This window comes from Tamaricihabitans halophyticus, from assembly GCF_004340875.1.
GTDB classification, from domain to species: domain Bacteria; phylum Actinomycetota; class Actinomycetes; order Mycobacteriales; family Pseudonocardiaceae; genus Tamaricihabitans; species Tamaricihabitans halophyticus.
Genome location: NZ_SLXQ01000005.1, coordinates 274992 through 295328 on the forward strand (window position 1 = coordinate 274992; position 20337 = coordinate 295328).

Sequence of the window (20337 nt, forward strand, 5' to 3'; positions counted from 1 at the left end):
GTGAACAGGGACGTGCGGCCGGGCAGACCGGCTTGACAGGCCCGACCTGGCAAGTGTCAGGCCCGCCTCGCCGGGCCCAGCGCTTTAGGGCACAGCACAGCCGCACTGGTTGAGATAGCGGCACGAGACGACAAGGAACTCCCAACCACCATGGCGGGACAAAAGATCCGCATCCGGCTCAAGGCCTACGACCACGAAGCGATCGATTCCTCGGCGCGCAAGATCGTGGAGACCGTGACGCGCACTGGCGCTCGGGTCGTCGGGCCGGTGCCGCTGCCCACCGAGAAGAACGTGTACTGCGTCATCCGCTCGCCGCACAAGTACAAGGACTCGCGCGAGCACTTCGAGATGCGCACGCACAAGCGGCTGATCGACATCCTCGAGCCGACGCCGAAGACGGTTGACGCGCTGATGCGCATCGACCTGCCGGCCAGTGTCGACGTCAATATTCAGTGAGCGGTCGGCGGAACTAGGCGGAGACGAAGACGCAATGTCTGACAGGCAGATCAAGGGGATCCTGGGCACCAAGCTCGGCATGACCCAGCTCTTCGACGAGCAGAACCGGATCGTTCCGGTGACCGTCGTCAAGGTTGGGCCGAACGTGGTCACCCAGATCCGGAGCAATGAGAACGACGGATACGAGGCAGTCCAGCTCGCCTTCGGCGCGATTGACCCGCGCAAGGTGAACAAGCCGGACTCCGGTCATTTCAGCAAAGCGGGCGCCACGCCTCGCCGCTACGTGGCCGAGCTGCGCACTTCGGACGCGAGCAGCTACGAGGTTGGTCAGGAGATCAACGCGGACCTATTCAGCGACGGTGCGCTCGTCGATGTCACCGGCACGAGCAAGGGTAAGGGCACCGCGGGTGTGATGAAGCGGCACGGCTTCGCCGGTGTCGGCGCATCGCACGGCCAGCACCGCAACCACCGCAAGCCGGGCGCCATCGGTGGCGCCGCCACGCCTTCGCGGGTATTCAAGGGCATGCGGATGGCCGGCCGGATGGGTAACGCCAGGGTGACCACCCAGGGCCTGACCATCCACCGCGTGGATGCCGAAGAGGGCCTGCTGCTCATCAAGGGCGCCGTACCGGGTCCCAAGGGCGGGCTCGTGTTCGTCAAGAGCGCCGTGAAGGGTGGTGCCGAACAGTGAGCACTGTCTCCGAAGCCCCGTCCACGAAAACCGTGGATGTGAAGACCCCAGCCGGGGGCACCGACGGCACCGTTGAGCTGCCCGGCGAGATCTTCGACGTGCAGGCCAATGTGCCCTTGATGCACCAGGTCGTGGTGGCCCAGCTGGCCGCGGCCCGGCAGGGTACGCACGACACGAAGACCCGCGGTGAGGTCGCCGGTGGATCGGCGAAGCCGTACCGGCAGAAGGGCACCGGTCGGGCCAGGCAAGGCTCGATCAGGGCGCCGCAGTTCGCCGGTGGTGGCACCGTGCACGGGCCCACTCCGCGTGACTACACGCAGCGGACCCCGAAGAAGATGAAGGTTGCCGCGCTGCGTGGCGCGCTTTCCGACCGCGCTCGTGCCGACCAGGTACACGTGGTCAACAAACTGGTGGACGGCGAGAAGCCATCGACCAAGACCGCGCGCACCGCGATCGAGGCAGTGACCAGCGCCAAGCGCGTACTGCTCGTGCTGACCAGGGACGACGAGCTGGCCCGGCTGTCCGCGCGCAACCTGCCGAATGTGCACGTGCTCGTCGAGGACCAGCTGAACACCTACGACGTGCTGGTCAATGACGACGTCGTGTTCACGAAGGACGCGCTGGAGCGGTTCGTCGCCGGCCCGGTGAAGGGGCGGCCGAGCAAGGCCACCGCCGTGGCGCGCTCGAGTGAAGTTGAGGAGGCGGACAAGTGATTCCCGACCCACGCGACATCTTGCTTGCGCCGGTGATCTCGGAGAAGAGCTACGGCCTCCTCGAGGAGAACAAGTACACGTTCATCGTCGACCCGCGTGCGAACAAGACCGAGATCAAGATCGCGGTCGAGAAGGTGTTCGGTGTCAAGGTCACTGGCGTGAACACCGTGAACCGGCCGGGTAAGCGCAAGCGCACCCGCTTTGGTTACGGCAAGCGTAAGGACACCAAGCGCGCCGTGGTAACGCTGTCGCCCGAGAGCAAGCCGATCGAGATCTTCGGCGGCAGCGCCGCTTGATGGCTTGGATTGATACCGAGGACTGCTGAGACAAATGGGCATTCGCAAGTACAAGCCGACGACGCCAGGCCGTCGCGGTTCCAGTGCCTCCGACTTCTCCGAGATCACCAGGTCGCACCCGGAGAAGTCGCTGGTACGGCCGCTGAGCAAAACCGGTGGTCGGAACGCGCACGGCAAGATCACCACGCGGCATAAGGGTGGCGGGCACAAGCGCGCCTACCGAGTGATCGACTTCCGCAGGCACGACAAGGACGGCGTGCCGGCGAAGGTCGCGCACATCGAGTATGACCCGAACCGCACCGCACGGATCGCGCTGCTGCACTACGTGGACGGCGAGAAGCGCTACATCATCGCGCCGGACAAGCTGAAACAGGGCGACCGGATCGAGAACGGCCCGCGCGCCGACATCAAGCCGGGCAACAACCTGCCACTGCGCAACATCCCGGTCGGCACCGTGGTGCACGCGATCGAGCTGCGCCCCGGTGGCGGAGCCAAGATCGCCCGCTCGGCGGGTTCCCGGGTTCAGCTGGTGGCGCGGGAAGGCGCACACGCCCAGTTGCGGATGCCCTCCGGCGAGATCCGCAACGTGGACGTGCGCTGCCGGGCGACCGTTGGCGAGGTCGGTAACGCCGAGCAGAGCAACATCAACTGGGGCAAGGCTGGCCGGATGCGGTGGAAGGGCAAGCGCCCGACCGTTCGCGGTGTCGTGATGAACCCGGTCGACCACCCGCACGGTGGTGGTGAGGGTAAGACCTCCGGTGGTCGCCACCCGGTGAACCCGGCTGGTCGGCCCGAGGGCCGGACCCGGCGCCGTAAGCCATCTGACCGCATGATCGTCCGCCGCCGTAAGACCGGCAAGCGTCGCTGAGTAGGGAGGTAGCCACAGATGCCACGCAGCCTGAAAAAAGGCCCGTTCGTGGACGACCACCTGCTCAAGAAGGTGGACGCGCTGAACGAGTCGAACAAGAAGACGGTGATCAAGACCTGGTCTCGCCGGTCCACGATCATCCCGGACATGCTCGGGCACACCATTGCCGTGCATGACGGCCGTAAGCACGTGCCGGTGTTCATCAGCGAGTCGATGGTCGGGCACAAGCTCGGCGAGTTCGCGCCGACGCGCACGTTCAAGGGCCACGTGAAGGACGACCGGAAGTCGCGCCGCCGCTGAGCGGGCCGTGACCGAGCTGAAGAGAGAAGCAAGGGGAAGCAGCGATGAACGCCCGTTCTGAAGCCGCCACGCAGGAAGAATTCCCGCGTGCCGTGGCTCGGGCTCGATTCGTCCGGGACGCACCCATGAAGGTGCGCCGGGTAGTCGAGCTGATCAAGGGTCGTAGCGCCAGCGAGGCCCTGGCCGTGCTCGAGTTCGCGCCACAGGCCGCCAGCGGTCCGGTCGCGAAGGTGCTCGCCAGTGCCATGGCCAACGCCGAGAACAACCAGGACCTGGACCCGGACACGCTCTGGATCTCGAAGATCTACGTGGACGAGGGCCCGACGCTCAAGCGAATCCAGCCACGTGCGCAGGGGCGCGCCTACCGGATCCGCAAGCGGACCAGCCACATCACGGTCGAGGTCGAGTCCCGGCCCAAGGCGGCCAAGCCTGCCAAGGCCGGTGGCAAGAAGCAGAGCAATGCCAAGGCCGGCAAGAAGGAAGGTGCCCGGTAGTGGGTCAGAAGATCAACCCGCACGGCTTCCGGCTGGGAATCACCTCGGACTGGAAGTCCCGCTGGTACGCCGATAAGCAGTACGCCGAGTACGTCGCGGAGGACGTCAAGATCCGCCGCATGCTCTCCAAGGGTATGGAGCGTGCCGGTATCTCCAAGGTGGAGATCGAGCGCACCCGGGACCGGGTACGGGTCGACATCCACACCGCCCGGCCGGGCATCGTGATCGGCCGTCGCGGCGCGGAGGCCGACCGGATCCGTGGCCGGCTGGAGAAGCTGACCGGTAAGCAGGTTCAGCTGAACATCCTCGAGGTGAAGAACTCCGAGTCGGATGCGCAGCTGGTCGCCCAGGGTGTCGCCGAGCAGCTGTCCAACCGGGTCGCGTTCCGGCGTGCGATGCGCAAGGCGATCCAGTCGGCCATGCGCTCGCCGCAGGTGAAGGGCATCCGCGTGCAGTGCAGCGGACGGCTCGGCGGTGCCGAGATGTCCCGCTCGGAGAAGTACCGCGACGGTCAGGTGCCGCTGCACACGCTGCGCGCCGACATCGACTACGGCTTCTTCGAGGCTCGCACCACGTTCGGCCGGATCGGCGTCAAGGTGTGGATCTACAAGGGCGACGTCGTCGGTGGGCTGAAGGCCAAGGAAGCCAGGGACCAGGCCGAGCAGCAGCAGCAGTCTCGGCCGCCGCGCCGGGAGCGCGGTGACCGGTCGAGCCGGCCGCGGCGCTCGGGCGGCTCCGGCGGTGAGGCTCGTGGCGCGAACACGGCCGAGGAAGCCAAGCAGACGCAGACCAGCGAAAGCGCAGTCGCCACCGAGGCCGCTCCCGCGGCGGCGGAGGCCGGTGACGCTGGTTCCAACGCAGGGAATGGGGAGGGCTGAGTAGTGCTCATCCCACGCAAGGTCAGGTACCGGAAGTCGCACGCGCCGAAGCGTTCTGGCATGGCCAAGGGTGGAACCCGGGTGAACTTCGGGGACTACGGCATTCAGGCGCTTGAGCACGCGTACGTGACGAACCGGCAGATCGAGTCCGCGCGTATTGCGATGACCAGGCACGTCAAGCGTGGCGGCAAGATCTGGATCAACATCTTCCCGGACCGTCCGCTGACCAAGAAGCCGGCGGAAACCCGCATGGGTTCCGGTAAGGGTTCGCCGGAGTACTGGGTCGCGAACGTCAAGCCCGGCAGGGTGATGTTCGAGATGAGCTTCCCGAACGAGAAGACCGCTCGGGAAGCCATGCGTCGCGCGATCCACAAGCTCCCGATGAAGTGCCGCATCGTTAGTCGTGAAGGTGGTGAGTTCTAACCATGGCAGCGGGTACCAAGGCGTCCGAGCTGCGCGAGCTCACCGATGAGGAGCTCGTGCTGCGCCTGCGGGAAGCCAAGGAGGAGCTGTTCAACCTCCGCTTCCAGATGGCCACCGGGCAGCTGGACAACAACCGTCGGCTGCGCACCGTGCGCAACGACATCGCGCGCATCTACACCGTGATGCGCGAGCGGGAGCTCGGCCTTTCCGTGTCTCCCGATGAGGAAGAGGCAGCCGCGGCTGCCGAAGCGGTCGGAGCTTCGCAGAGTGAGGGTGCCGCATGAGTGAGCAGAGCACGGAGCGGACCGAGACCGCTGTGCAGAAGAAGGACTCCGGGCGGAACTACCGCAAGGTCCGCGAGGGCTACGTGGTCTCGGACAAGATGCAGAAGACCATCGTGGTCGAGCTGGAAGACCGCAAGAAGCACGCCCTGTACGGCAAGGTCATGCGCAGCACCAAGAAGGTGAAGGCGCACGACGAGCAGGAATCCGCCGGAGTGGGTGACCGCGTACTGCTGATGGAGACCCGTCCACTGTCGGCCACGAAGCGCTGGCGGCTGGTCGAGGTCGTCGAGAAGGCCAAGTAGGAGTTGTTGTGATTCAGCAGGAGTCGCGCCTGCGCGTCGCCGACAACACGGGTGCGAAAGAGATCCTCACCATTCGTGTACTCGGTGGCTCGGGACGGCGCTACGCGGGCATCGGCGACATCATCGTCGCGACCGTGAAGGACGCAATTCCGGGCGCCAACGTCAAGCGCGGTGATGTGGTTAAGGCCGTCATCGTCCGCACTGTGAAGGAAAAGCGCCGCCCGGACGGCTCCTACATTCGGTTCGACGAGAACGCCGCGGTGCTCATCAAAAACGACAATGAGCCGCGTGGCACCCGTATCTTCGGCCCGGTGGGCAGGGAGCTGCGGGAGAAGAAGTTCATGAAGATCATCTCGCTGGCACCGGAGGTTCTTTGATCATGAAGATCAAGAAGGGCGACACGGTCCAGGTAATCGCCGGCAAGGACAAGGGTGCCAAGGGCAAGGTGATCAAGGCTTTCCCTGCCGAGCAGCGTGTCCTCGTCGAGGGCGTGAACCGGGTTAAGAAGCACACCCGGATCTCGCAGACTCAGCGGGGCGCCCAGTCCGGCGGCATCGTGACGCAGGAAGCCTGGATTCACGTGTCGAACGTGATGGTCGTCGACTCGGACGGCAACCCGACGCGCGTCGGTTACCGCCGCGATGAGGACGGCAAGAAGGTCCGCATCTCGCGCAAGAACGGCAAGGACATTTGATGACCACCGCAGCAGAAAAGATCCAACCGCGGCTGCGCACCCGCTACCGCGAGGAGATCGTGCCGAACCTGCGTTCGGAGTTTGGCTATGCCAACCCGATGCAGATCCCCGGCGTGGTCAAGGTCGTGGTGAACATGGGTGTTGGCGACGCCGCGCGGGACAGCAAGCTGATCGAGGGCGCCGTCCGTGACTTGGCGACGATCACCGGTCAGAAGCCGGAGATCCGGCGGGCACGCAAGTCCATCGCGCAGTTCAAACTGCGTGAGGGCATGCCGATCGGTGCGCGGGTAACCCTGCGCAACCATCGGATGTGGGAGTTCCTTGACCGGTTGCTGACCATCGCGCTGCCGCGAATCAGGGACTTCCGTGGCTTGTCGGCGAAGCAGTTCGACGGCAACGGGAACTACACCTTCGGGTTGAACGAGCAGTCGATGTTCCATGAGATCGACCCCGATTCGATCGACCGCCCGCGCGGTATGGACATCACCGTGGTCACTTCGGCCACCAACGACGACGAGGGCCGCTCGCTGCTTCGCCAGCTCGGCTTCCCGTTCAAGGAGGCGTGACGCCACATGGCCAAGAAGGCATTGATCCACAAGGCCGCGCGCAAGCCGAAGTTCGCGGTTCGGGGTTACACCCGCTGCCGCAAGTGCGGCCGTCCACGGTCCGTGCTGCGCAAGTTCGGGCTGTGCCGGGTTTGCTTGCGTGACATGGCGCATGCGGGCGAGCTTCCCGGGGTGCACAAGTCCTCCTGGTGACACCAGGCGTCCACTTGCGACCCTCCGCCGTCCGGTGTTCGTGGACGGCGGTACCGAAACACAATCGCCACAGGCCCGGCAGGAGCTGGGAACCAGGCGAGGAAGGTTGACTGGTCACCATGACGATGACCGATCCGATCGCAGACTTCCTGACACGTCTGCGTAACGCCAACTCGGCGTATCACGACGAGGTTGTGCTTCCGCACTCCAAGCTCAAGGCGAACATCGCCGAGATCCTCAAGCGCGAGGGCTACATCTCGGGTTACCGCGATGAGGCCGGGGAAAAGCACCCCAACCTCGTGGTTGAGCTGAAGTACGGCCCGAACCGGGAGCGCAGCATCGCTGGACTGCGCCGTGTCTCGAAGCCCGGCCTGCGGGTCTACGCCAAGTCCACCAACCTGCCGAAGGTCCTCGGCGGTCTCGGCGTCGCGATCATCTCGACGTCCGCGGGACTGCAGACCGACCGGCAGGCCAAGCAAAACGGGGTAGGCGGGGAAGTCCTCGCCTACGTCTGGTGAGGAAGGGGGAGCAGGCATGTCGCGTATCGGAAAGCTGCCGATCACTGTCCCTTCCGGAGTCGAGGTGACCATCGATGGTCAGCGCGTGACGGTGAAGGGGCCGAAGGGCACTCTGGAGCACAACGTCGCCGAGCCGATCACGGTGGAACGGGACGAGGACGGCGCCGTTCTGGTGAAGCGCCCGGACGACGAGCGGGAGAGCCGGTCGCTGCACGGGTTGTCCCGGACCCTGGTGAACAACCTGGTTGTTGGGGTTACCGAGGGCTACACGAAGAAGATGGAGATCCACGGCGTCGGTTACCGGGTCCAGCTCAAGGGCCAGGACCTGGAGTTCGCGCTGGGCTTCAGCCACCCGGTCAAGATTGCCGCGCCGGAGGGCATCCAGTTCGCGGTGGAGAGCCCGACCAAGTTCTCCGTCAGCGGTATTCACAAGCAGCTGGTTGGTGAGACCGCCGCGAACATCCGCAAGTTGCGCCGGCCGGACCCGTACAAGGGCAAGGGCGTTCGCTACGAGGGCGAGCAGATCCGTCGCAAGGTCGGAAAGACGGGTAAGTGATCATGAGCGAAACGAATGCTACAAAGCGCAGGCCCGTCGGCAAGGATGTCTCCACCCGGCGGCGTGCGGCGCGTGCCCGCAGGCATTTCCGGATTCGGAAGAAGGTCAGCGGCACCCCAGAGCGGCCGCGTTTGGTCGTGAACCGCTCGTCCCGGCACATCGTCGTTCAGGTGGTGGACGACTTGGCCGGTCAGACCGTGGCTTCGGCGTCCAGCATGGAAGCCGATGTGCGGGCGATGGAAGGCGACAAGAAGGCCCGCGCGACCAAGGTTGGCGAGCTCGTCGCGGCCCGTGCCAAGGAAGCTGGCGTCTCGACGGTGGTATTCGACCGTGGTGGTTACGACTACCACGGTCGGGTGGCGGCGCTCGCGGACGCGGCTCGCGAAGGCGGGCTGGAGTTCTGATGACCGAGAACGGTCTGGGAATGTCGACTGAGAACGGAAGGAAAGCCTGATGCCGGGACGTACACGGCAGACCGGCGGCGGCCAGGGTGGCCCAGGTGGCGAGCGCTCCGAGCGGGGCGGCGGCCGGGACCGCAGGGACCGTCGGGACAGCGGCCGTGGCGGGGCGGCCCAGGAAAAGACCCCGCATCTCGAGCGCGTCGTAGCGATCAACCGCGTTGCCAAGGTTGTTTCCGGTGGTCGCCGGTTCAGCTTCACCGCGCTGGTTGTCGTCGGCGACGGTGACGGCCAGGTCGGCGTTGGCTACGGCAAGGCCAAGGAGGTGCCCGCGGCGATCGCCAAGGGCGTCGAGGAGGCGAAGAAGAACTTCTTCCGCGTGCCTCGGATTGCTGGCACCATCCCGCACCCGGTGCAGGGCGAGGAGGCAGCCGGTGTGGTGCTGCTGCGTCCGGCCAGCGCCGGTACCGGTGTGATCGCGGGTGGCGCGGTGCGTGCGGTGCTGGAGTGCGCCGGGGTGCACGACGTGCTGTCCAAGTCGCTCGGCAGTGACAACGCGATCAACATCGTGCACGCCACCGTGCGCGCGTTGAAGGATCTGCAGCAGCCCGAGGCGGTGGCCGCTCGGCGCGGCCTGCCGCTCGAGGATGTTGCACCGGCCGGAATGCTGCGCGCTCGCGCGGGTCAGGGGGCGTGACATGGCTCAGCTCAAGGTGACTCAGCTGCGTAGCACCATCGGTTGCAAGCAGAACCAGCGGGACACGCTGCGTACGCTCGGGCTGCGCAAGATCAGGCAGTCGGTGGTTCGGGAGGACACTCCGGAAACCCGCGGCCTGGTCCACACGGTGCGGCACCTCGTCGCTGTGGAGGAGGTCAAGTAATGGCCATCAAGATTCATCACCTCCGGCCGGCGCCGGGCGCCAAGACCGAGAAGACTCGGGTTGGTCGCGGCGAAGGCTCGAAGGGTAAGACCGCGGGTCGGGGTACCAAGGGAACCAAGGCCCGGAAGAACGTGCCAGCTCGCTTCGAGGGTGGGCAGATGCCCCTCCAGATGCGGCTGCCGAAACTGCGCGGCTTCAAGAACCGGTTCCGCGTCGAGTACCAGCCCGTCAACCTTGCCGATATCGCTCGGGTTTTCCCGGACGGTGGCACGATCGGCGTGGACGAGCTGGTGGCGAACGGCCTCGTGCGGAAGAACCGGCTCGTGAAGGTGCTCGGCGACGGCGACCTGCAGGGCGTCAAGCTGGACATCACCGCGAACGCCTTCTCGGCCGGCGCGGCCGAGAAGATCACCGCTGCTGGTGGCACCGCCACCAAGCTCTGAGCCCGTCAGCCCAGTGGGCTGAGGCGAGCAAAAGCGGCCGGCGGACACCCGCCGGCCGCTTTCTTATGCGCGTTTAGCCCGCTAAACGCGACCACCCATCGACGTTCAGCCCGCTAAACGCGACCACCCATCGACGTTCAGCCCGCTAAACGTAACTACCCATCGACGTTTAGCCCGCTGAACTAACAACTGGCCGCGGCGCCTCGGGTTGCCCGCGGACCGCGGTTAGCCCGCTGAACGCGGCGGCCTATCGACGGTCAGCCCGCTGAACGCGATAAATCGGTGGCTGGGCGGGGTGGCGCCGAGTAGTTTGAGGCGCATGTACTCAGCACCATTCGATTGACAATCTGACACCTCGTCGCGAGTGGACGCCCGATCCCCGCGACGCTTCCTGTTGTCCGTCCTGCTCGCCAGGAAGGGACTCGTCACCAGCTCTGTCGTAGCTGGTACGGCATGGCTGCTTGCGCCTGCCGCGTTGCCGTTGGTCATCGGCCAAGCAATCGACCACGGTATTGCCGAGCGCGACACCGGTGCGTTACTGCTGTGGGGCAGCATTGTTCTTGCCATCGGACTGGTCCAAGCCTGCGCCAGCGCAGTACACGAGTGGTCCTCGCACACGCTGTGGTTGCACGGCGCGCATCTGACCCACGACCAGATTGTTCAGCAAGCGGCTGCGCTCGGTGCGAGTCTGCCGAAGCAGATCCGCGTGGGCGAAGTAGTCGCGATGGGCACCGATGATGTGGACGCGATCGGTGATCTGTGCGAAAACCTCGGACGATTTATCGGTGCGGCTATCGCCTTCGTCGGGGTGTCCATCGCATTGCTGGTCCAATCACCACTGCTCGGCCTTGTCGCTTTCATTGGCGTCCCGCTCGCGGTGCTCAGTATCGGTCCACTGATGCGCCCGTTGCATCGCCGCAAGGAAGCACAGCGCGACAAGCTCGCCGAGGTCAACGCGATGGGCTCGGACATTGTCGGCGGTCTGCGGGTGCTGCGCGGTATTGGCGGGGAACGCGCCTTCTTTCAACGTTATCGTTCCGCCAGCCAGCGGGTCGCGGCCGAAGGGATTCGGGTCGGCCGAATCGAGTCATGGCTGCCGGCTGCCGGCGTGCTACTGCCGGGACTGGTCACCGTCGCCGTGACGGTCATTGGCGTTTGGCTAGCGGTCGACGGTCAGATATCGGTCGGCAGCCTCATCGCGTTCTATGGCGCCTCGGTCTTTCTGGTGATTCCGGTGCAGGCGGCGACCGAGACAGCCGAAAGTTACAGCGCCGCGCGTGTTGCGGCCGGGCGGGTGTGTCGATTGTTGCGCCTACGGCCGCAGCCCGAGTCGCCCGCCGTGCCAGTGCCATTGCCGAGCGGACCATTGGAACTGCGCTGTGGCACGTGGCGGATCGCGGCCGGCCAACTGACGGTGATTCCACCCGCGCCCGATCGAGCAGAGCTGTTCGCCGGGCTTGGCGACGGAAGCTGCACCATCGGTGGTGTTCGCGCCGACCAAATCGAGCGAGACGAACTACGTGATCGAGTGGTGCTTGTTCGTGCCGACGCGATCTGGTTCTCCGGTCCGGTAGGTCCTGAACTTGAGTTGGGCACAGGGGTTCCGGTGCACCGCGCTGTGCACGCCGCTTCCGCCGAAGATGTGCTCGCCGGCTTCCCGGACGGTTGGCAGGAAGTGATCAGCGAGCGCGGCCGCTCGGTCTCTGGCGGTCAGCGACAGCGGTTGGGTTTGGCAAGGGCATTGACGCTGGACCCGGACGTCCTGGTGCTCGAGGACCCAACGGCCGCCGTTGACGCGCATACCGAAGAATGCATTGCCCAGCGAATCGCCAAGCTGCGCGCCGGTCGAACCACTCTTGTCTGTAGTGCGAGTCCACTGTGGAAGGCCGTGGCGGATGTGGTGTTGGAGATCGATGAACCCAAACAGGAATCAGAATGAACAGCTTTCCGTTCGCTGAGCAGGCCGCCGTACGCCAATGGATAGTCGCGGCAGCGAGACGAGAATGGCGGCTTGGCAGCGTGATGCTGACGCTGTTCTTGCTTGCCGGCATGCTCGGACTGGTCGGTCCGCAGCTGCTCGGCGCACTGGTGGACGCCGTAACCGAGCAACGCGATATCCCGCTGGTCGAGCTGGCGCTGACCTTTACCGGTGTGTTGCTCGTCCGGTCGGTGTTGCTTCGGATGAGCCACCTTCGAGCCCGGATTCTGGGCGAGCGGCTGCTTGCGCGGGCGCGCGAGGAGTTTCTCGAGCGAGTGCTGCGTATTCCGGTGGCCAGGGTCGAGTCGGCGGGCACCGGCGACTTGCTGAGCAGGACGACGTCGGACATCGGTCGGATCGAACACGCCGCACGGAGCGCTGCGCCGGAGATCATGATGTCCAGCATCACGGTCGTGATTACTGCCGTGGCAATGGTGTGGACCTCGCCGTTGCTCGCCTCAGGGGTGTTGCTCGCGTTGCCGATCATCGTGGTCAGCACGCGGTGGTATCGCCCGAGGGCAAAGGCTGTGCTTGAGCGCATGTTCGACTCGTGGGCCGATGTGCAGGCGAGTTCGAACGAGACCGTTACCGGTGCGGCGACCGTCGAGGCGATGCGGTTGGCTGCGCGAAGGACATCGTGGAACCGCGACCGTCTTGGGGTCACCGCACGTTATGAGCGGGCGCACCGCGGCCTGCTAACCCGCTGGCTGCCGTTTCTCGAACTGTCCTACGTATTGCCGCTGTGCGTGATCCTGTTTGCGGGCGGCTGGGCATACTCGAATGGTCTCGCTGGGCTCGGCGCGGTCACCGCGGTTTTGCTTTACGCGCAGTCGATGGCGTCGCCGCTGAATGAGTTACTGCTTTGGATCGAGGATCTGCAGGTGGGTGGCGTCGGGATGCGACGCATCCTGGGCGTACAGCGCGTTCCGACTGAGGACGTTCAGCGTAGTGCGGGTGCGCCGGCTGGCAGGGACATCGAGTTGCACGGTGTCCGGTTTGGCTATCTGCCAGGGGTGGAAGTACTGCGTGGCATTGATTTGCGCATCCCCGGTGGAGAACATCTGGCCATCGTCGGGCCGTCCGGCTCGGGTAAATCGACCCTGGCGCGGCTTCTTGCCGGGGTGGGGCGGCCAGACAGCGGGTTGATCACGCTCGGCGGCGTGGACGTCGCCGGCTGGCCAACCGAGCAGCTACGTGCGCAGGTACTGCTGTTGACCCAGGAGCACCATGTGTTCGCCGCGAGCGTACGGGACAACATCACCCTCACGGCGACCTCGACGGATGATCCATGGTCTGACGAGCAGCTCTACGCCGCACTCGACGTGGTCGGGGCCGCGCACTGGGTGCGGTCGCTGCCGGACGGGCTGTCGACGACGATGGGTGGCGGCGCGCATGCGGTGGCGCCCGATATGGCGCAACGGCTGGCCTTGGCAAGGCTGGTGCTGGCCGATCCACCCGTGGTCGTCCTTGATGAAGCGACCGCGCTTCTGGGTGACCACGGCGGGCGTGGCCTGGAACGATCGTTGACGCAAGCGCTTGCTGGTCGAACTGTCGTATCCATCGCGCACCGGCTCGGGGTCGCCCGCGCCGCGAATCGGGTACTGGTCCTCGAGGACGGCCGGATTAGTGAGCTCGGCACCCACGAGGAGCTGCTCACTGCCGATGGCTCCTACGCGCGCCTGGTGCACACCGTCAGCCCAGTTCCCTGAGCAACCCACCTGCCGGCGATCACTTGCCCGCCGACGGTCACTCGCCCAGGCACACCCCTCCGCCCAATCACCCACATGCGCCACACCCGCCTCACCTATAGCCGTTTAGCCTGCTAAACCGAGACAGCGAAGCAGCGGTGCCGGTTGCTGTCCTGTGTCGAGGGCCAGTGACCCCGGCTGCCGACGGTATTGCTCCGGGTCACTGTTACAGTCGCACTGCATACTTCGGGCCACCTGCGCCCGGGGTATATCTGGCTCTGTGCCAGTAGTTCGTCAGCCGGTAAATGCGCCGGTCAACCCGATCGCCGGTGAGAGGGCCGGTGAGCCCGAGGAGGTCCCCCCGCGTGCTTAGCGCCTTCCGCTCGGCTCTGGCGACGCCGGACCTACGCAAGAAGATTCTGTTCACCCTCGGGGTCGTCGTGGTTTACCGAATCGGTGCCGCGATTCCCTCGCCTGGGGTGTCCTATCCGAACGTCCAGAAATGCGTAGGCGAGGTCGAACAGCAGGGCATCTACTCATTGCTGAACCTGTTCAGCGGTGGTGCACTGCTACAGCTCTCGATCTTCTCGCTGGGCATCATGCCCTATATCACCGCGAGCATCATCGTGCAGCTGCTCACCGTGGTCATTCCGCGGTTCGAGCAGCTAAAGAAGGAAGGCCAGTCTGGCCAGGCGAAACTGACGCAGTACACGCGCTATCTCACCATGGCGCTGGCCGTGCTACAGGCCACCGGGATCGTCGCCCTCGCTGAGCGGGGCCTGCTGTTCAGCGGTTGCACCGAGGACATCATCCCGGACAACAGCGTGTTCACGCTGTCGCTCGTCGTGCTCACCATGACCGCGGGCACGGCCATGATCATGTGGCTCGGCGAGTTGATCACCGAGCGCGGCGTCGGCAACGGGATGTCGCTGCTGATCTTCCTGAACATCGCGGCGCGGATTCCGGTCGAAGGCGGCAACATCCTCAACACGCGCGGTGTCGAGATCTTCATCGTGGTCTGCGCTTGTGCCCTGGTGATCATCGCGACCGTGGTGTTCGTCGAGCAGGGGCAGCGGCGTATTCCAGTGCAGTACGCCAAGCGCATGATCGGCCGTCGGATGTACGGCGGGACGTCCACCTACTTGCCGATCAAGGTGAACCAGGCCGGTGTTATCCCAGTTATCTTCGGTTCCTCGCTGCTGTACCTACCTGACCTGCTGAGCCGGTTGGTTGGCGATCCGAACGAATCATCGGCGCTGCAGCAGTTCATCCAGCAGAACCTGGTTGATCAGTCCAGCGTGTTGCACATCTTGATGTACTTCATGCTGATCATCTTCTTCACGTACTTCTACATCACGATCACGTTCAACGTGGACGAGCGTGCCGATGAGATGAAGAAGTTTGGCGGGTTCATTCCGGGTATTCGGCCTGGCCGACCAACCGCCGAGTACCTGCGCTTCGTGTTGAACAGGATCACATTCCCTGGATCGCTGTATCTGGGTACCGTGGCAATCCTGCCGAACTTCTTCCTCGCACTAACAGGAGAGGGTCAGAACCAGAACTTCCCGTTCGGTGGCACCGCTGTGCTGATCATGGTCGGTGTCGGGCTGGACACGATGAAACAGATCGAAAGCCAGCTCATGCAGCGCAACTATGAAGGGTTCCTCCGATGACTCGACTGGTTCTTGTTGGCCCGCCGGGGGCAGGTAAAGGCACCCAAGCCGTCGCTCTGAGCGAGGAACTGCGGATACCGCACATCTCCACGGGCGACCTATTTCGCAAGCATGTTGGGGAAGAAACGCCGCTCGGTAAAGAGACCAAGCGGTATCTCGACGCCGGCGAACTCGTGCCAGACGACGTGACGAACCGGATGGTTCGTGAGCGCTTGGCCGAGTCCGATGCGAAGCACGGTTTCCTGCTGGATGGCTTTCCCCGCAATATCGCCCAGGCCGACGTACTTGGCCAGATCCTCAGCGAGGACGGCGTCCGCCTGGATGCCGTGGTGCAGTTGGTTGTGGATGAAGACGTCGTGGTTGCCAGGCTGCTGGAGCGTGGCCGGACCGACGACACCGAGGACGTGATTCGTCGCCGCCAGCAGGTGTACGTCTCGGAGACGGCGCCGCTGCTGGACTACTACCGGGATGTGTTGATTTCGGTGGATGGAGTTGGCGAGGTCGCCGAAATCTCGGCTCGAGTGCTCGCCGCGTTGAGCGAACGGTCCTGAGGTGTTCCTGCGCAAAGAGCGCCTGATCGAGATCAAAACGGCCGCGGAGCTCGAGGCGATGCGCGCGGCCGGATTGCTCGTGGCGCGCACCCTCGGGCTCGTCGCCGAACAGGCTAAGCCAGGGGTAAGTACCGGTGAACTCGACGAACTCGCCGAGCAGACCATCCGGGACGCGGGCGCGGTGCCCTCGTTCAAGGGCTATCACGGATTTCCGGGCAGTATCTGTGCCTCGGTGAACGACCAGGTCGTGCACGGTATCCCGAGCGGAGAGCAACTGCTTGCGGACGGTGACCTGATCTCCGTCGACTGCGGAGCGATTCTGGATGGTTGGCACGGTGATTCAGCCGTAACGCTGCATATCGGCCAGACGAGCGCGGCCGACCAAGCACTTTCCGAGGCGACCAAGGCCGCGATGTGGGCGGGGATCGCTGCGATCCGGCCGGAGGCGCGACTGACCGATGTCTCGCACGCGATCCAGACCGAGGCAATGGCCGCGCGCCGTCGAGATGGCGTGGACTACGGGATCATCAGCGAATACGGCGGGCACGGCATCGGTAGCGAGATGCATATGGACCCGTTCCTGCCGAACGTCGGTAAGCCGGGCAAAGGACCGCGGTTGCGGGTGGGGATGGCGCTGGCCGTAGAACCGATGTTGACCATGGGCACTGCGGAAACCGAGGAACTCGAGGACGGTTGGACGGTACTCACCGCCGATCGCTCCCGTGCGGCACACTGGGAGCATTCTGTAGCCGTCACCGAGAACGGCCCCTGGGTGCTCACCGCGCCCGAGGATGCCTAACCCATAGCCGTTAGCTACCTCACGTCACTGCTGGACAGCGATCCATCACCCACACGCACACCACAAGCCCCACCATTCCCTCCTATAGCCGTTTAGCCCGCTAAACGGAGTTTGCGCAGGTGGGGTGCGGGGGTGTTGAAGCGAGCGTACGCTTGGGATAGCCGCGAGATGCGAGCAGTGTGGCCCCCGCGTGAATTCAGTGGTTTAGCCACGCGTACACTAGCTAACCGGCGTGTTTGCACGTCGAATCCGTTGTGCCTCCCGTTGCGGTGGACAGCGCCGGCTCTCCGGCCGCTGGCAAGCAGGCGATCGTCGAAGCGCAGTACACGGAGTCGGGGTAGCGCGCGCTCGTAAACAGCACAACGACAACAAGTACCCGCAGCTCAACCAAGTCACGAAACGCGGAGGACATGGGGAAGAAGGACGGGGCCATCGAGGTCGAGGGCCGCGTGATCGAGCCACTACCCAACGCGATGTTTCGCGTCGAGTTGGAGAACGGCCACAAGGTCCTGGCGCACATCAGCGGCAAGATGCGGCAGCATTACATCCGAATCCTGCCCGAAGACCGCGTCGTCGTGGAGCTATCGCCCTACGACTTGACACGCGGTCGGATTGTTTACCGCTACAAGTGACCTGGTGACGCGAGCACTGCCGTTACTGGTGCCCGAAAACACTATGTAGTGGGCGGGCACGCCCGAGAGCAGGAGAAACAACAGACGTGAAGGTGCAGCCGAGCGTCAAGAGGATCTGTGACAAGTGCCAGGTGGTTCGCCGGCACGGTCGGATCCTGGTGATCTGCAGCAACCCGCGCCATAAGCAGCGTCAGGGCTGAGCAGCAGATCTCCGGTAGCAGATTCTCTGCCACGCATAACTAAACGAGAACCTCCCTACACCTGCCGGACCATACGGGTCTGGTGCACCCCCGGACTTCAGGCCGGGGCCCGGTGCGACGAGTCGGCCAGGGGATGGATGGGGAGTAGACCTGAAGACATGACAAGGAGAACCGCCATATGGCACGACTCATGGGCGTTGACCTCCCCCGCGATAAGCGGATGGAGGTTGCGCTGACCTACATCTACGGCATCGGTCGTACGCGTTCCAAGGAGCTCCTGGCAGCGACCGGCATCAGCCCGGATCTGCGCGCCAAGGACATCGCTGATGAGGACGTCATCAGGTTGCGCGACCACATCGAAGCCAGCTACCAGGTCGAGGGTGACCTTCGTCGCGAGGTTCAGGCCGATATCCGCCGCAAGATGGAGATCGGCTGCTACGAGGGCCTGCGGCACCGTCGTCACCTGCCCGTGCGTGGACAGCGGACCAAGACCAATGCGCGCACCCGCAAGGGCCCGAAGAAGACGGTCGCCGGCAAGAAGAAGGCCGGGAAGAAGTAACCCCGCACCGAGGAGATCACGCGAACTATGCCACCCAAGGCTCGTACTGGCGCCGGGGCGAAAAAGGTCCGGCGCAAGGAAAAGAAGAATGTCGCGCATGGCCATGCGCACATCAAGAGCACGTTCAACAACACCGTCGTATCCATCACCGACCCGAATGGCGCGGTGATCAGCTGGGCATCGAGCGGACACGTCGGTTTCAAGGGCTCCCGTAAGTCCACCCCGTTCGCCGCGCAGATGGCCGCGGAGAACGCCGCGCGCAAGGCAGCGGAGCACGGCATGAAGAAGGTTGACGTGTTCGTCAAGGGTCCCGGTTCCGGCCGCGAGACCGCGATTCGCTCACTGCAAGCCGCCGGCCTTGAGGTCGGCACCATCCAAGACGTGACCCCGCAGCCGCACAACGGCTGCCGTCCGCCGAAGCGGCGTCGGGTCTGAGGCACGGGGAGGAGTAAGCAAAATGGCTCGTTACACCGGCCCCATGACTCGTAAGTCCCGCCGGCTGAAGGTCGATCTCGTTGGCGGCGACAAGGCATTCGAGCGCCGCCCCTACCCGCCCGGCCAGCACGGCCGCGGTCGGGTTAAGGAGAGCGAGTACCTGCTGCAGCTGCAGGAGAAGCAGAAGGCCCGGCACACCTACGGCGTGCTGGAGCGGCAGTTCCGCCGCTACTACGAGGAGGCAGTTCGTCGTCCAGGAAAGACTGGCGAGGCGATGCTGCAGATCCTCGAGTCGCGGTTGGACAATGTGGTGTACCGCGCGGGCTTGGCCCGCACTCGCCGGCAGGCGCGCCAGTTGGTGAGCCACGGGCACTTCGTGGTGAACGGTAAGAAGGTCAACGTACCGAGCTACCGGGTCGCCAAATGGGACATCATCGACGTCAAGCCGAAGTCGCTGAAGACGCTGCCTTTCGTCGCTGCGAAGGAGAGCCTCGGTGAGCGTCCGGTGCCAGCGTGGCTGCAGGTCGTTCCGTCGAACCTGCGGATCCTGGTGCACCAGCTGCCGGAGCGGGCGCAGATCGAGGTCCCGGTCACCGAACAGCTGATCGTCGAGTTCTACTCGAAGTAAGCGGCGGCACGTAGGGAGTGCCGGCCGCCGGCCGGCCGGCTGTCCACGGACATGCTGGCCGGCCACGCCACCCTTTCGACGTCATATGGCGGGCGTCGGTAGGAAAGGAAACGTAAAGTGCTCATTTCTCAGCGTCCCACCCTTGGTGAGGAGACGGTCAACGAGACCCGCTCCCGGTTCAGCATTGAGCCGCTGGAGCCCGGTTTCGGTTACACGCTCGGCAACTCGTTGCGGCGTACGCTGCTGTCGTCCATCCCGGGCGCCGCGGTAACCAGCATCCGCATCGACGGAGTGCTGCACGAGTTCAGCACCGTTCCCGGCGTTAAGGAAGACGTCACCGACATCATCCTTAACCTGAAGGAGCTCGTCGTGAGCTCCGAGGAAGACGAGCCGGTGACGATGTACCTGCGCAAGCAGGGGCCTGGCGATGTGACTGCTGGCGACATCGTGCCGCCGGCAGGAGTCACCGTGCACAATCCGGATCTGCACATTGCTTCGCTGAATGGTAAGGGCAAGCTGGAGATCGAGCTTGTCGTCGAGCGTGGTCGTGGCTATGTGCCCGCCGTGCAGAACAAGCAAGCCGGCGCCGAGATCGGCCGGATTCCGGTCGACTCGATCTACTCGCCGGTGCTGAAGGTGACCTACAAGGTTGAGGCGACTCGTGTCGAGCAGCGTACCGACTTCGACAAGCTGATCTTGGATGTGGAGACCAAGCCGTCCATCACGCCGCGCGACGCCGTCGCGTCGGCCGGCCGGACGCTCGTCGAGCTGTTCGGTCTGGCACGTGAGCTGAACGTGGATGCCGAGGGCATCGAGATCGGCCCGTCACCGCAGGAGGCGGACACCATCGCCGCCTACGCGATGCCGATCGAGGACCTCGATCTCACCGTTCGCTCGTACAACTGCCTCAAGCGCGAGGGCATTCATACGGTCGGCGAGCTGGTTTCCCGCAGCGAGGCAGACCTGCTGGATATCCGCAACTTCGGAGCGAAGTCGATCGACGAGGTCAAGATGAAGCTCGTTGGCCTCGGCCTGGCGCTGAAGGACAGCCCGCCCGGGTTCGACCCGTCGGCCGCGGTTGCCGATTACTCGGCTGGCGGCTGGTCCGACGGTCTGGACGCCGAGGGCGGGATTCCCGGCGAAGACCCGTATGACGACGGTCAGGATTACGCAGAGACGGAGCAGCTCTGATCGGTCCATAGTGGACGATTTCGAGCAGAGGATCCAACAAGGAGCAATCG

31 protein-coding genes and 1 pseudogene are annotated in these 20337 nt (G+C 64.6%); all 32 read left to right on the forward strand.

Annotated elements, in window-relative coordinates; all coding sequences use genetic code 11:
- Positions 1–150 precede the first annotated feature (150 nt).
- Positions 151–456, forward strand: a complete 306-nt coding sequence (gene rpsJ / locus EV191_RS14880) for a 30S ribosomal protein S10 (protein WP_132877631.1) — start codon at positions 151–153, stop codon at positions 454–456.
- A gap of 34 nt (positions 457–490) precedes the next feature.
- Positions 491–1147: a 50S ribosomal protein L3 gene (rplC, locus tag EV191_RS14885; RefSeq protein WP_132877632.1), complete on the forward strand. Its 657-nt coding sequence runs from the start codon at positions 491–493 to the stop codon at positions 1145–1147.
- Positions 1144–1860, forward strand: coding sequence for a 50S ribosomal protein L4 (rplD, locus tag EV191_RS14890; RefSeq protein ID WP_132877633.1), 717 nt, complete (start codon positions 1144–1146; stop codon positions 1858–1860). The genes rplC and rplD overlap by 4 nt, the downstream gene beginning before the upstream one ends.
- Positions 1857–2156, forward strand: a complete 300-nt coding sequence (gene rplW / locus EV191_RS14895) for a 50S ribosomal protein L23 (RefSeq protein WP_132877634.1) — start codon at positions 1857–1859, stop codon at positions 2154–2156. Before rplD ends, rplW begins: the two co-directional genes overlap by 4 nt.
- A 34-nt stretch (positions 2157–2190) precedes the next feature.
- Positions 2191–3024: a 50S ribosomal protein L2 gene (rplB, locus tag EV191_RS14900; RefSeq protein WP_132877635.1), complete on the forward strand. Its 834-nt coding sequence runs from the start codon at positions 2191–2193 to the stop codon at positions 3022–3024.
- Positions 3025–3042: 18 nt separating this feature from the next.
- Positions 3043–3324: a 30S ribosomal protein S19 gene (rpsS, locus tag EV191_RS14905; protein WP_132877636.1), complete on the forward strand. Its 282-nt coding sequence runs from the start codon at positions 3043–3045 to the stop codon at positions 3322–3324.
- 44 nt (positions 3325–3368) lie between these two features.
- A complete protein-coding gene (rplV, locus tag EV191_RS14910; RefSeq protein ID WP_132877637.1) occupies positions 3369–3818 on the forward strand; it encodes a 50S ribosomal protein L22 in 450 nt (149 codons plus the stop codon).
- A pseudogene (gene rpsC, locus EV191_RS14915) lies at positions 3818–4559 on the forward strand (30S ribosomal protein S3); the annotation flags it as partial. The gene rplV and the pseudogene rpsC, both read left to right, overlap by 1 nt.
- Positions 4560–4699: 140 nt before the next feature.
- A complete protein-coding gene (gene rplP / locus EV191_RS14920) occupies positions 4700–5119 on the forward strand; it encodes a 50S ribosomal protein L16 (RefSeq protein ID WP_132877639.1) in 420 nt (139 codons plus the stop codon).
- A 2-nt stretch (positions 5120–5121) separates the two neighbouring features.
- A complete protein-coding gene (gene rpmC / locus EV191_RS14925; RefSeq protein WP_132877640.1) occupies positions 5122–5403 on the forward strand; it encodes a 50S ribosomal protein L29 in 282 nt (93 codons plus the stop codon).
- Complete coding sequence (gene rpsQ, locus EV191_RS14930) at positions 5400–5705, forward strand: 30S ribosomal protein S17 (protein WP_132877641.1); 306 nt, start codon at positions 5400–5402, stop codon at positions 5703–5705. The genes rpmC and rpsQ overlap by 4 nt, the downstream gene beginning before the upstream one ends.
- Before the next feature lie 8 nt (positions 5706–5713).
- The gene (gene rplN / locus EV191_RS14935) at positions 5714–6082 is read left to right on the forward strand and encodes a 50S ribosomal protein L14 (protein ID WP_132877642.1); all 369 of its coding nucleotides are present in this window, start codon (positions 5714–5716) and stop codon (positions 6080–6082) included.
- A gap of 2 nt (positions 6083–6084) precedes the next feature.
- Complete coding sequence (gene rplX, locus EV191_RS14940) at positions 6085–6399, forward strand: 50S ribosomal protein L24 (RefSeq protein WP_132877643.1); 315 nt, start codon at positions 6085–6087, stop codon at positions 6397–6399.
- Positions 6399–6965, forward strand: coding sequence for a 50S ribosomal protein L5 (gene rplE, locus EV191_RS14945; RefSeq protein WP_132877644.1), 567 nt, complete (start codon positions 6399–6401; stop codon positions 6963–6965). The genes rplX and rplE overlap by 1 nt, the downstream gene beginning before the upstream one ends.
- 6 nt (positions 6966–6971) lie before the next feature.
- Positions 6972–7157 (forward strand): type Z 30S ribosomal protein S14, encoded by a 186-nt coding sequence (locus tag EV191_RS14950; protein WP_132877645.1) that lies wholly within the window; start codon positions 6972–6974, stop codon positions 7155–7157.
- A gap of 119 nt (positions 7158–7276) precedes the next feature.
- A complete protein-coding gene (gene rpsH, locus EV191_RS14955; protein WP_132877646.1) occupies positions 7277–7675 on the forward strand; it encodes a 30S ribosomal protein S8 in 399 nt (132 codons plus the stop codon).
- A 16-nt stretch (positions 7676–7691) separates the two neighbouring features.
- Positions 7692–8231, forward strand: a complete 540-nt coding sequence (gene rplF, locus EV191_RS14960) for a 50S ribosomal protein L6 (RefSeq protein WP_132877647.1) — start codon at positions 7692–7694, stop codon at positions 8229–8231.
- Positions 8228–8635 (forward strand): 50S ribosomal protein L18, encoded by a 408-nt coding sequence (gene rplR, locus EV191_RS14965; RefSeq protein ID WP_132877648.1) that lies wholly within the window; start codon positions 8228–8230, stop codon positions 8633–8635. The genes rplF and rplR overlap by 4 nt, the downstream gene beginning before the upstream one ends.
- Positions 8636–8684: 49 nt before the next feature.
- Positions 8685–9326 carry a 30S ribosomal protein S5 gene (rpsE, locus tag EV191_RS14970; protein ID WP_132877649.1) on the forward strand — a complete coding sequence of 214 codons (642 nt, stop codon included), beginning with the start codon at positions 8685–8687 and terminating at the stop codon, positions 9324–9326.
- A 1-nt stretch (position 9327) separates the two neighbouring features.
- Positions 9328–9510 (forward strand): 50S ribosomal protein L30, encoded by a 183-nt coding sequence (gene rpmD, locus EV191_RS14975; protein ID WP_132877650.1) that lies wholly within the window; start codon positions 9328–9330, stop codon positions 9508–9510.
- Positions 9510–9953, forward strand: a complete 444-nt coding sequence (gene rplO, locus EV191_RS14980) for a 50S ribosomal protein L15 (RefSeq protein ID WP_132877651.1) — start codon at positions 9510–9512, stop codon at positions 9951–9953. The genes rpmD and rplO overlap by 1 nt, the downstream gene beginning before the upstream one ends.
- A 364-nt stretch (positions 9954–10317) precedes the next feature.
- Entirely contained in the window at positions 10318–11892 is a 1575-nt protein-coding gene (locus EV191_RS14985) for an ABC transporter ATP-binding protein (protein WP_132877652.1), read from the forward strand.
- A complete protein-coding gene (locus EV191_RS14990) occupies positions 11889–13640 on the forward strand; it encodes an ABC transporter ATP-binding protein (RefSeq protein ID WP_132877653.1) in 1752 nt (583 codons plus the stop codon). The genes EV191_RS14985 and EV191_RS14990 overlap by 4 nt, the downstream gene beginning before the upstream one ends.
- A gap of 344 nt (positions 13641–13984) precedes the next feature.
- Positions 13985–15292 (forward strand): preprotein translocase subunit SecY, encoded by a 1308-nt coding sequence (secY, locus tag EV191_RS14995; protein WP_132877654.1) that lies wholly within the window; start codon positions 13985–13987, stop codon positions 15290–15292.
- Positions 15289–15843 (forward strand): adenylate kinase, encoded by a 555-nt coding sequence (locus tag EV191_RS15000; RefSeq protein WP_132877655.1) that lies wholly within the window; start codon positions 15289–15291, stop codon positions 15841–15843. The genes secY and EV191_RS15000 overlap by 4 nt, the downstream gene beginning before the upstream one ends.
- Before the next feature lie 22 nt (positions 15844–15865).
- Complete coding sequence (gene map / locus EV191_RS15005) at positions 15866–16642, forward strand: type I methionyl aminopeptidase (protein ID WP_132877718.1); 777 nt, start codon at positions 15866–15868, stop codon at positions 16640–16642.
- A gap of 410 nt (positions 16643–17052) precedes the next feature.
- Complete coding sequence (gene infA, locus EV191_RS15010) at positions 17053–17274, forward strand: translation initiation factor IF-1 (protein ID WP_132877656.1); 222 nt, start codon at positions 17053–17055, stop codon at positions 17272–17274.
- A gap of 86 nt (positions 17275–17360) precedes the next feature.
- Complete coding sequence (rpmJ, locus tag EV191_RS15015; protein ID WP_132877657.1) at positions 17361–17474, forward strand: 50S ribosomal protein L36; 114 nt, start codon at positions 17361–17363, stop codon at positions 17472–17474.
- 178 nt (positions 17475–17652) lie between these two features.
- The gene (gene rpsM / locus EV191_RS15020; protein WP_132877658.1) at positions 17653–18033 is read left to right on the forward strand and encodes a 30S ribosomal protein S13; all 381 of its coding nucleotides are present in this window, start codon (positions 17653–17655) and stop codon (positions 18031–18033) included.
- 27 nt (positions 18034–18060) lie between these two features.
- Complete coding sequence (gene rpsK / locus EV191_RS15025; protein WP_132877659.1) at positions 18061–18468, forward strand: 30S ribosomal protein S11; 408 nt, start codon at positions 18061–18063, stop codon at positions 18466–18468.
- Between the two features lie 22 nt (positions 18469–18490).
- Positions 18491–19096: a 30S ribosomal protein S4 gene (rpsD, locus tag EV191_RS15030; protein WP_132877660.1), complete on the forward strand. Its 606-nt coding sequence runs from the start codon at positions 18491–18493 to the stop codon at positions 19094–19096.
- A gap of 117 nt (positions 19097–19213) precedes the next feature.
- Complete coding sequence (locus EV191_RS15035; protein ID WP_132877661.1) at positions 19214–20287, forward strand: DNA-directed RNA polymerase subunit alpha; 1074 nt, start codon at positions 19214–19216, stop codon at positions 20285–20287.
- Positions 20288–20337: the final 50 nt, after the last annotated feature.

Excerpts from the sequence above, each read along its gene's own strand:
- rpsJ (WP_132877631.1), top strand. The coding sequence starts at position 151 with ATGGCGGGACAAAAGATCCGCATCCGGCTCAAGGCCTACGACCACGAA.
- rplC (WP_132877632.1), top strand. The coding sequence starts at position 491 with ATGTCTGACAGGCAGATCAAGGGGATCCTGGGCACCAAGCTCGGCATG.
- rplB (WP_132877635.1), top strand. The coding sequence starts at position 2,191 with ATGGGCATTCGCAAGTACAAGCCGACGACGCCAGGCCGTCGCGGTTCC.
- rpsS (WP_132877636.1), top strand. The coding sequence starts at position 3,043 with ATGCCACGCAGCCTGAAAAAAGGCCCGTTCGTGGACGACCACCTGCTC.
- rplV (WP_132877637.1), top strand. The coding sequence starts at position 3,369 with ATGAACGCCCGTTCTGAAGCCGCCACGCAGGAAGAATTCCCGCGTGCC.
- rpmC (WP_132877640.1), top strand. The coding sequence starts at position 5,122 with ATGGCAGCGGGTACCAAGGCGTCCGAGCTGCGCGAGCTCACCGATGAG.
- rpsQ (WP_132877641.1), top strand. The coding sequence starts at position 5,400 with ATGAGTGAGCAGAGCACGGAGCGGACCGAGACCGCTGTGCAGAAGAAG.
- rplX (WP_132877643.1), top strand. The coding sequence starts at position 6,085 with ATGAAGATCAAGAAGGGCGACACGGTCCAGGTAATCGCCGGCAAGGAC.
- rplE (WP_132877644.1), top strand. The coding sequence starts at position 6,399 with ATGACCACCGCAGCAGAAAAGATCCAACCGCGGCTGCGCACCCGCTAC.
- EV191_RS14950 (WP_132877645.1), top strand. The coding sequence starts at position 6,972 with ATGGCCAAGAAGGCATTGATCCACAAGGCCGCGCGCAAGCCGAAGTTC.
- rpsH (WP_132877646.1), top strand. The coding sequence starts at position 7,277 with ATGACGATGACCGATCCGATCGCAGACTTCCTGACACGTCTGCGTAAC.
- rplF (WP_132877647.1), top strand. The coding sequence starts at position 7,692 with ATGTCGCGTATCGGAAAGCTGCCGATCACTGTCCCTTCCGGAGTCGAG.
- rpsE (WP_132877649.1), top strand. The coding sequence starts at position 8,685 with ATGCCGGGACGTACACGGCAGACCGGCGGCGGCCAGGGTGGCCCAGGT.
- rpmD (WP_132877650.1), top strand. The coding sequence starts at position 9,328 with ATGGCTCAGCTCAAGGTGACTCAGCTGCGTAGCACCATCGGTTGCAAG.
- rplO (WP_132877651.1), top strand. The coding sequence starts at position 9,510 with ATGGCCATCAAGATTCATCACCTCCGGCCGGCGCCGGGCGCCAAGACC.
- EV191_RS14990 (WP_132877653.1), top strand. The coding sequence starts at position 11,889 with ATGAACAGCTTTCCGTTCGCTGAGCAGGCCGCCGTACGCCAATGGATA.
- EV191_RS15000 (WP_132877655.1), top strand. The coding sequence starts at position 15,289 with ATGACTCGACTGGTTCTTGTTGGCCCGCCGGGGGCAGGTAAAGGCACC.
- infA (WP_132877656.1), top strand. The coding sequence starts at position 17,053 with ATGGGGAAGAAGGACGGGGCCATCGAGGTCGAGGGCCGCGTGATCGAG.
- rpsM (WP_132877658.1), top strand. The coding sequence starts at position 17,653 with ATGGCACGACTCATGGGCGTTGACCTCCCCCGCGATAAGCGGATGGAG.
- rpsK (WP_132877659.1), top strand. The coding sequence starts at position 18,061 with ATGCCACCCAAGGCTCGTACTGGCGCCGGGGCGAAAAAGGTCCGGCGC.
- rpsD (WP_132877660.1), top strand. The coding sequence starts at position 18,491 with ATGGCTCGTTACACCGGCCCCATGACTCGTAAGTCCCGCCGGCTGAAG.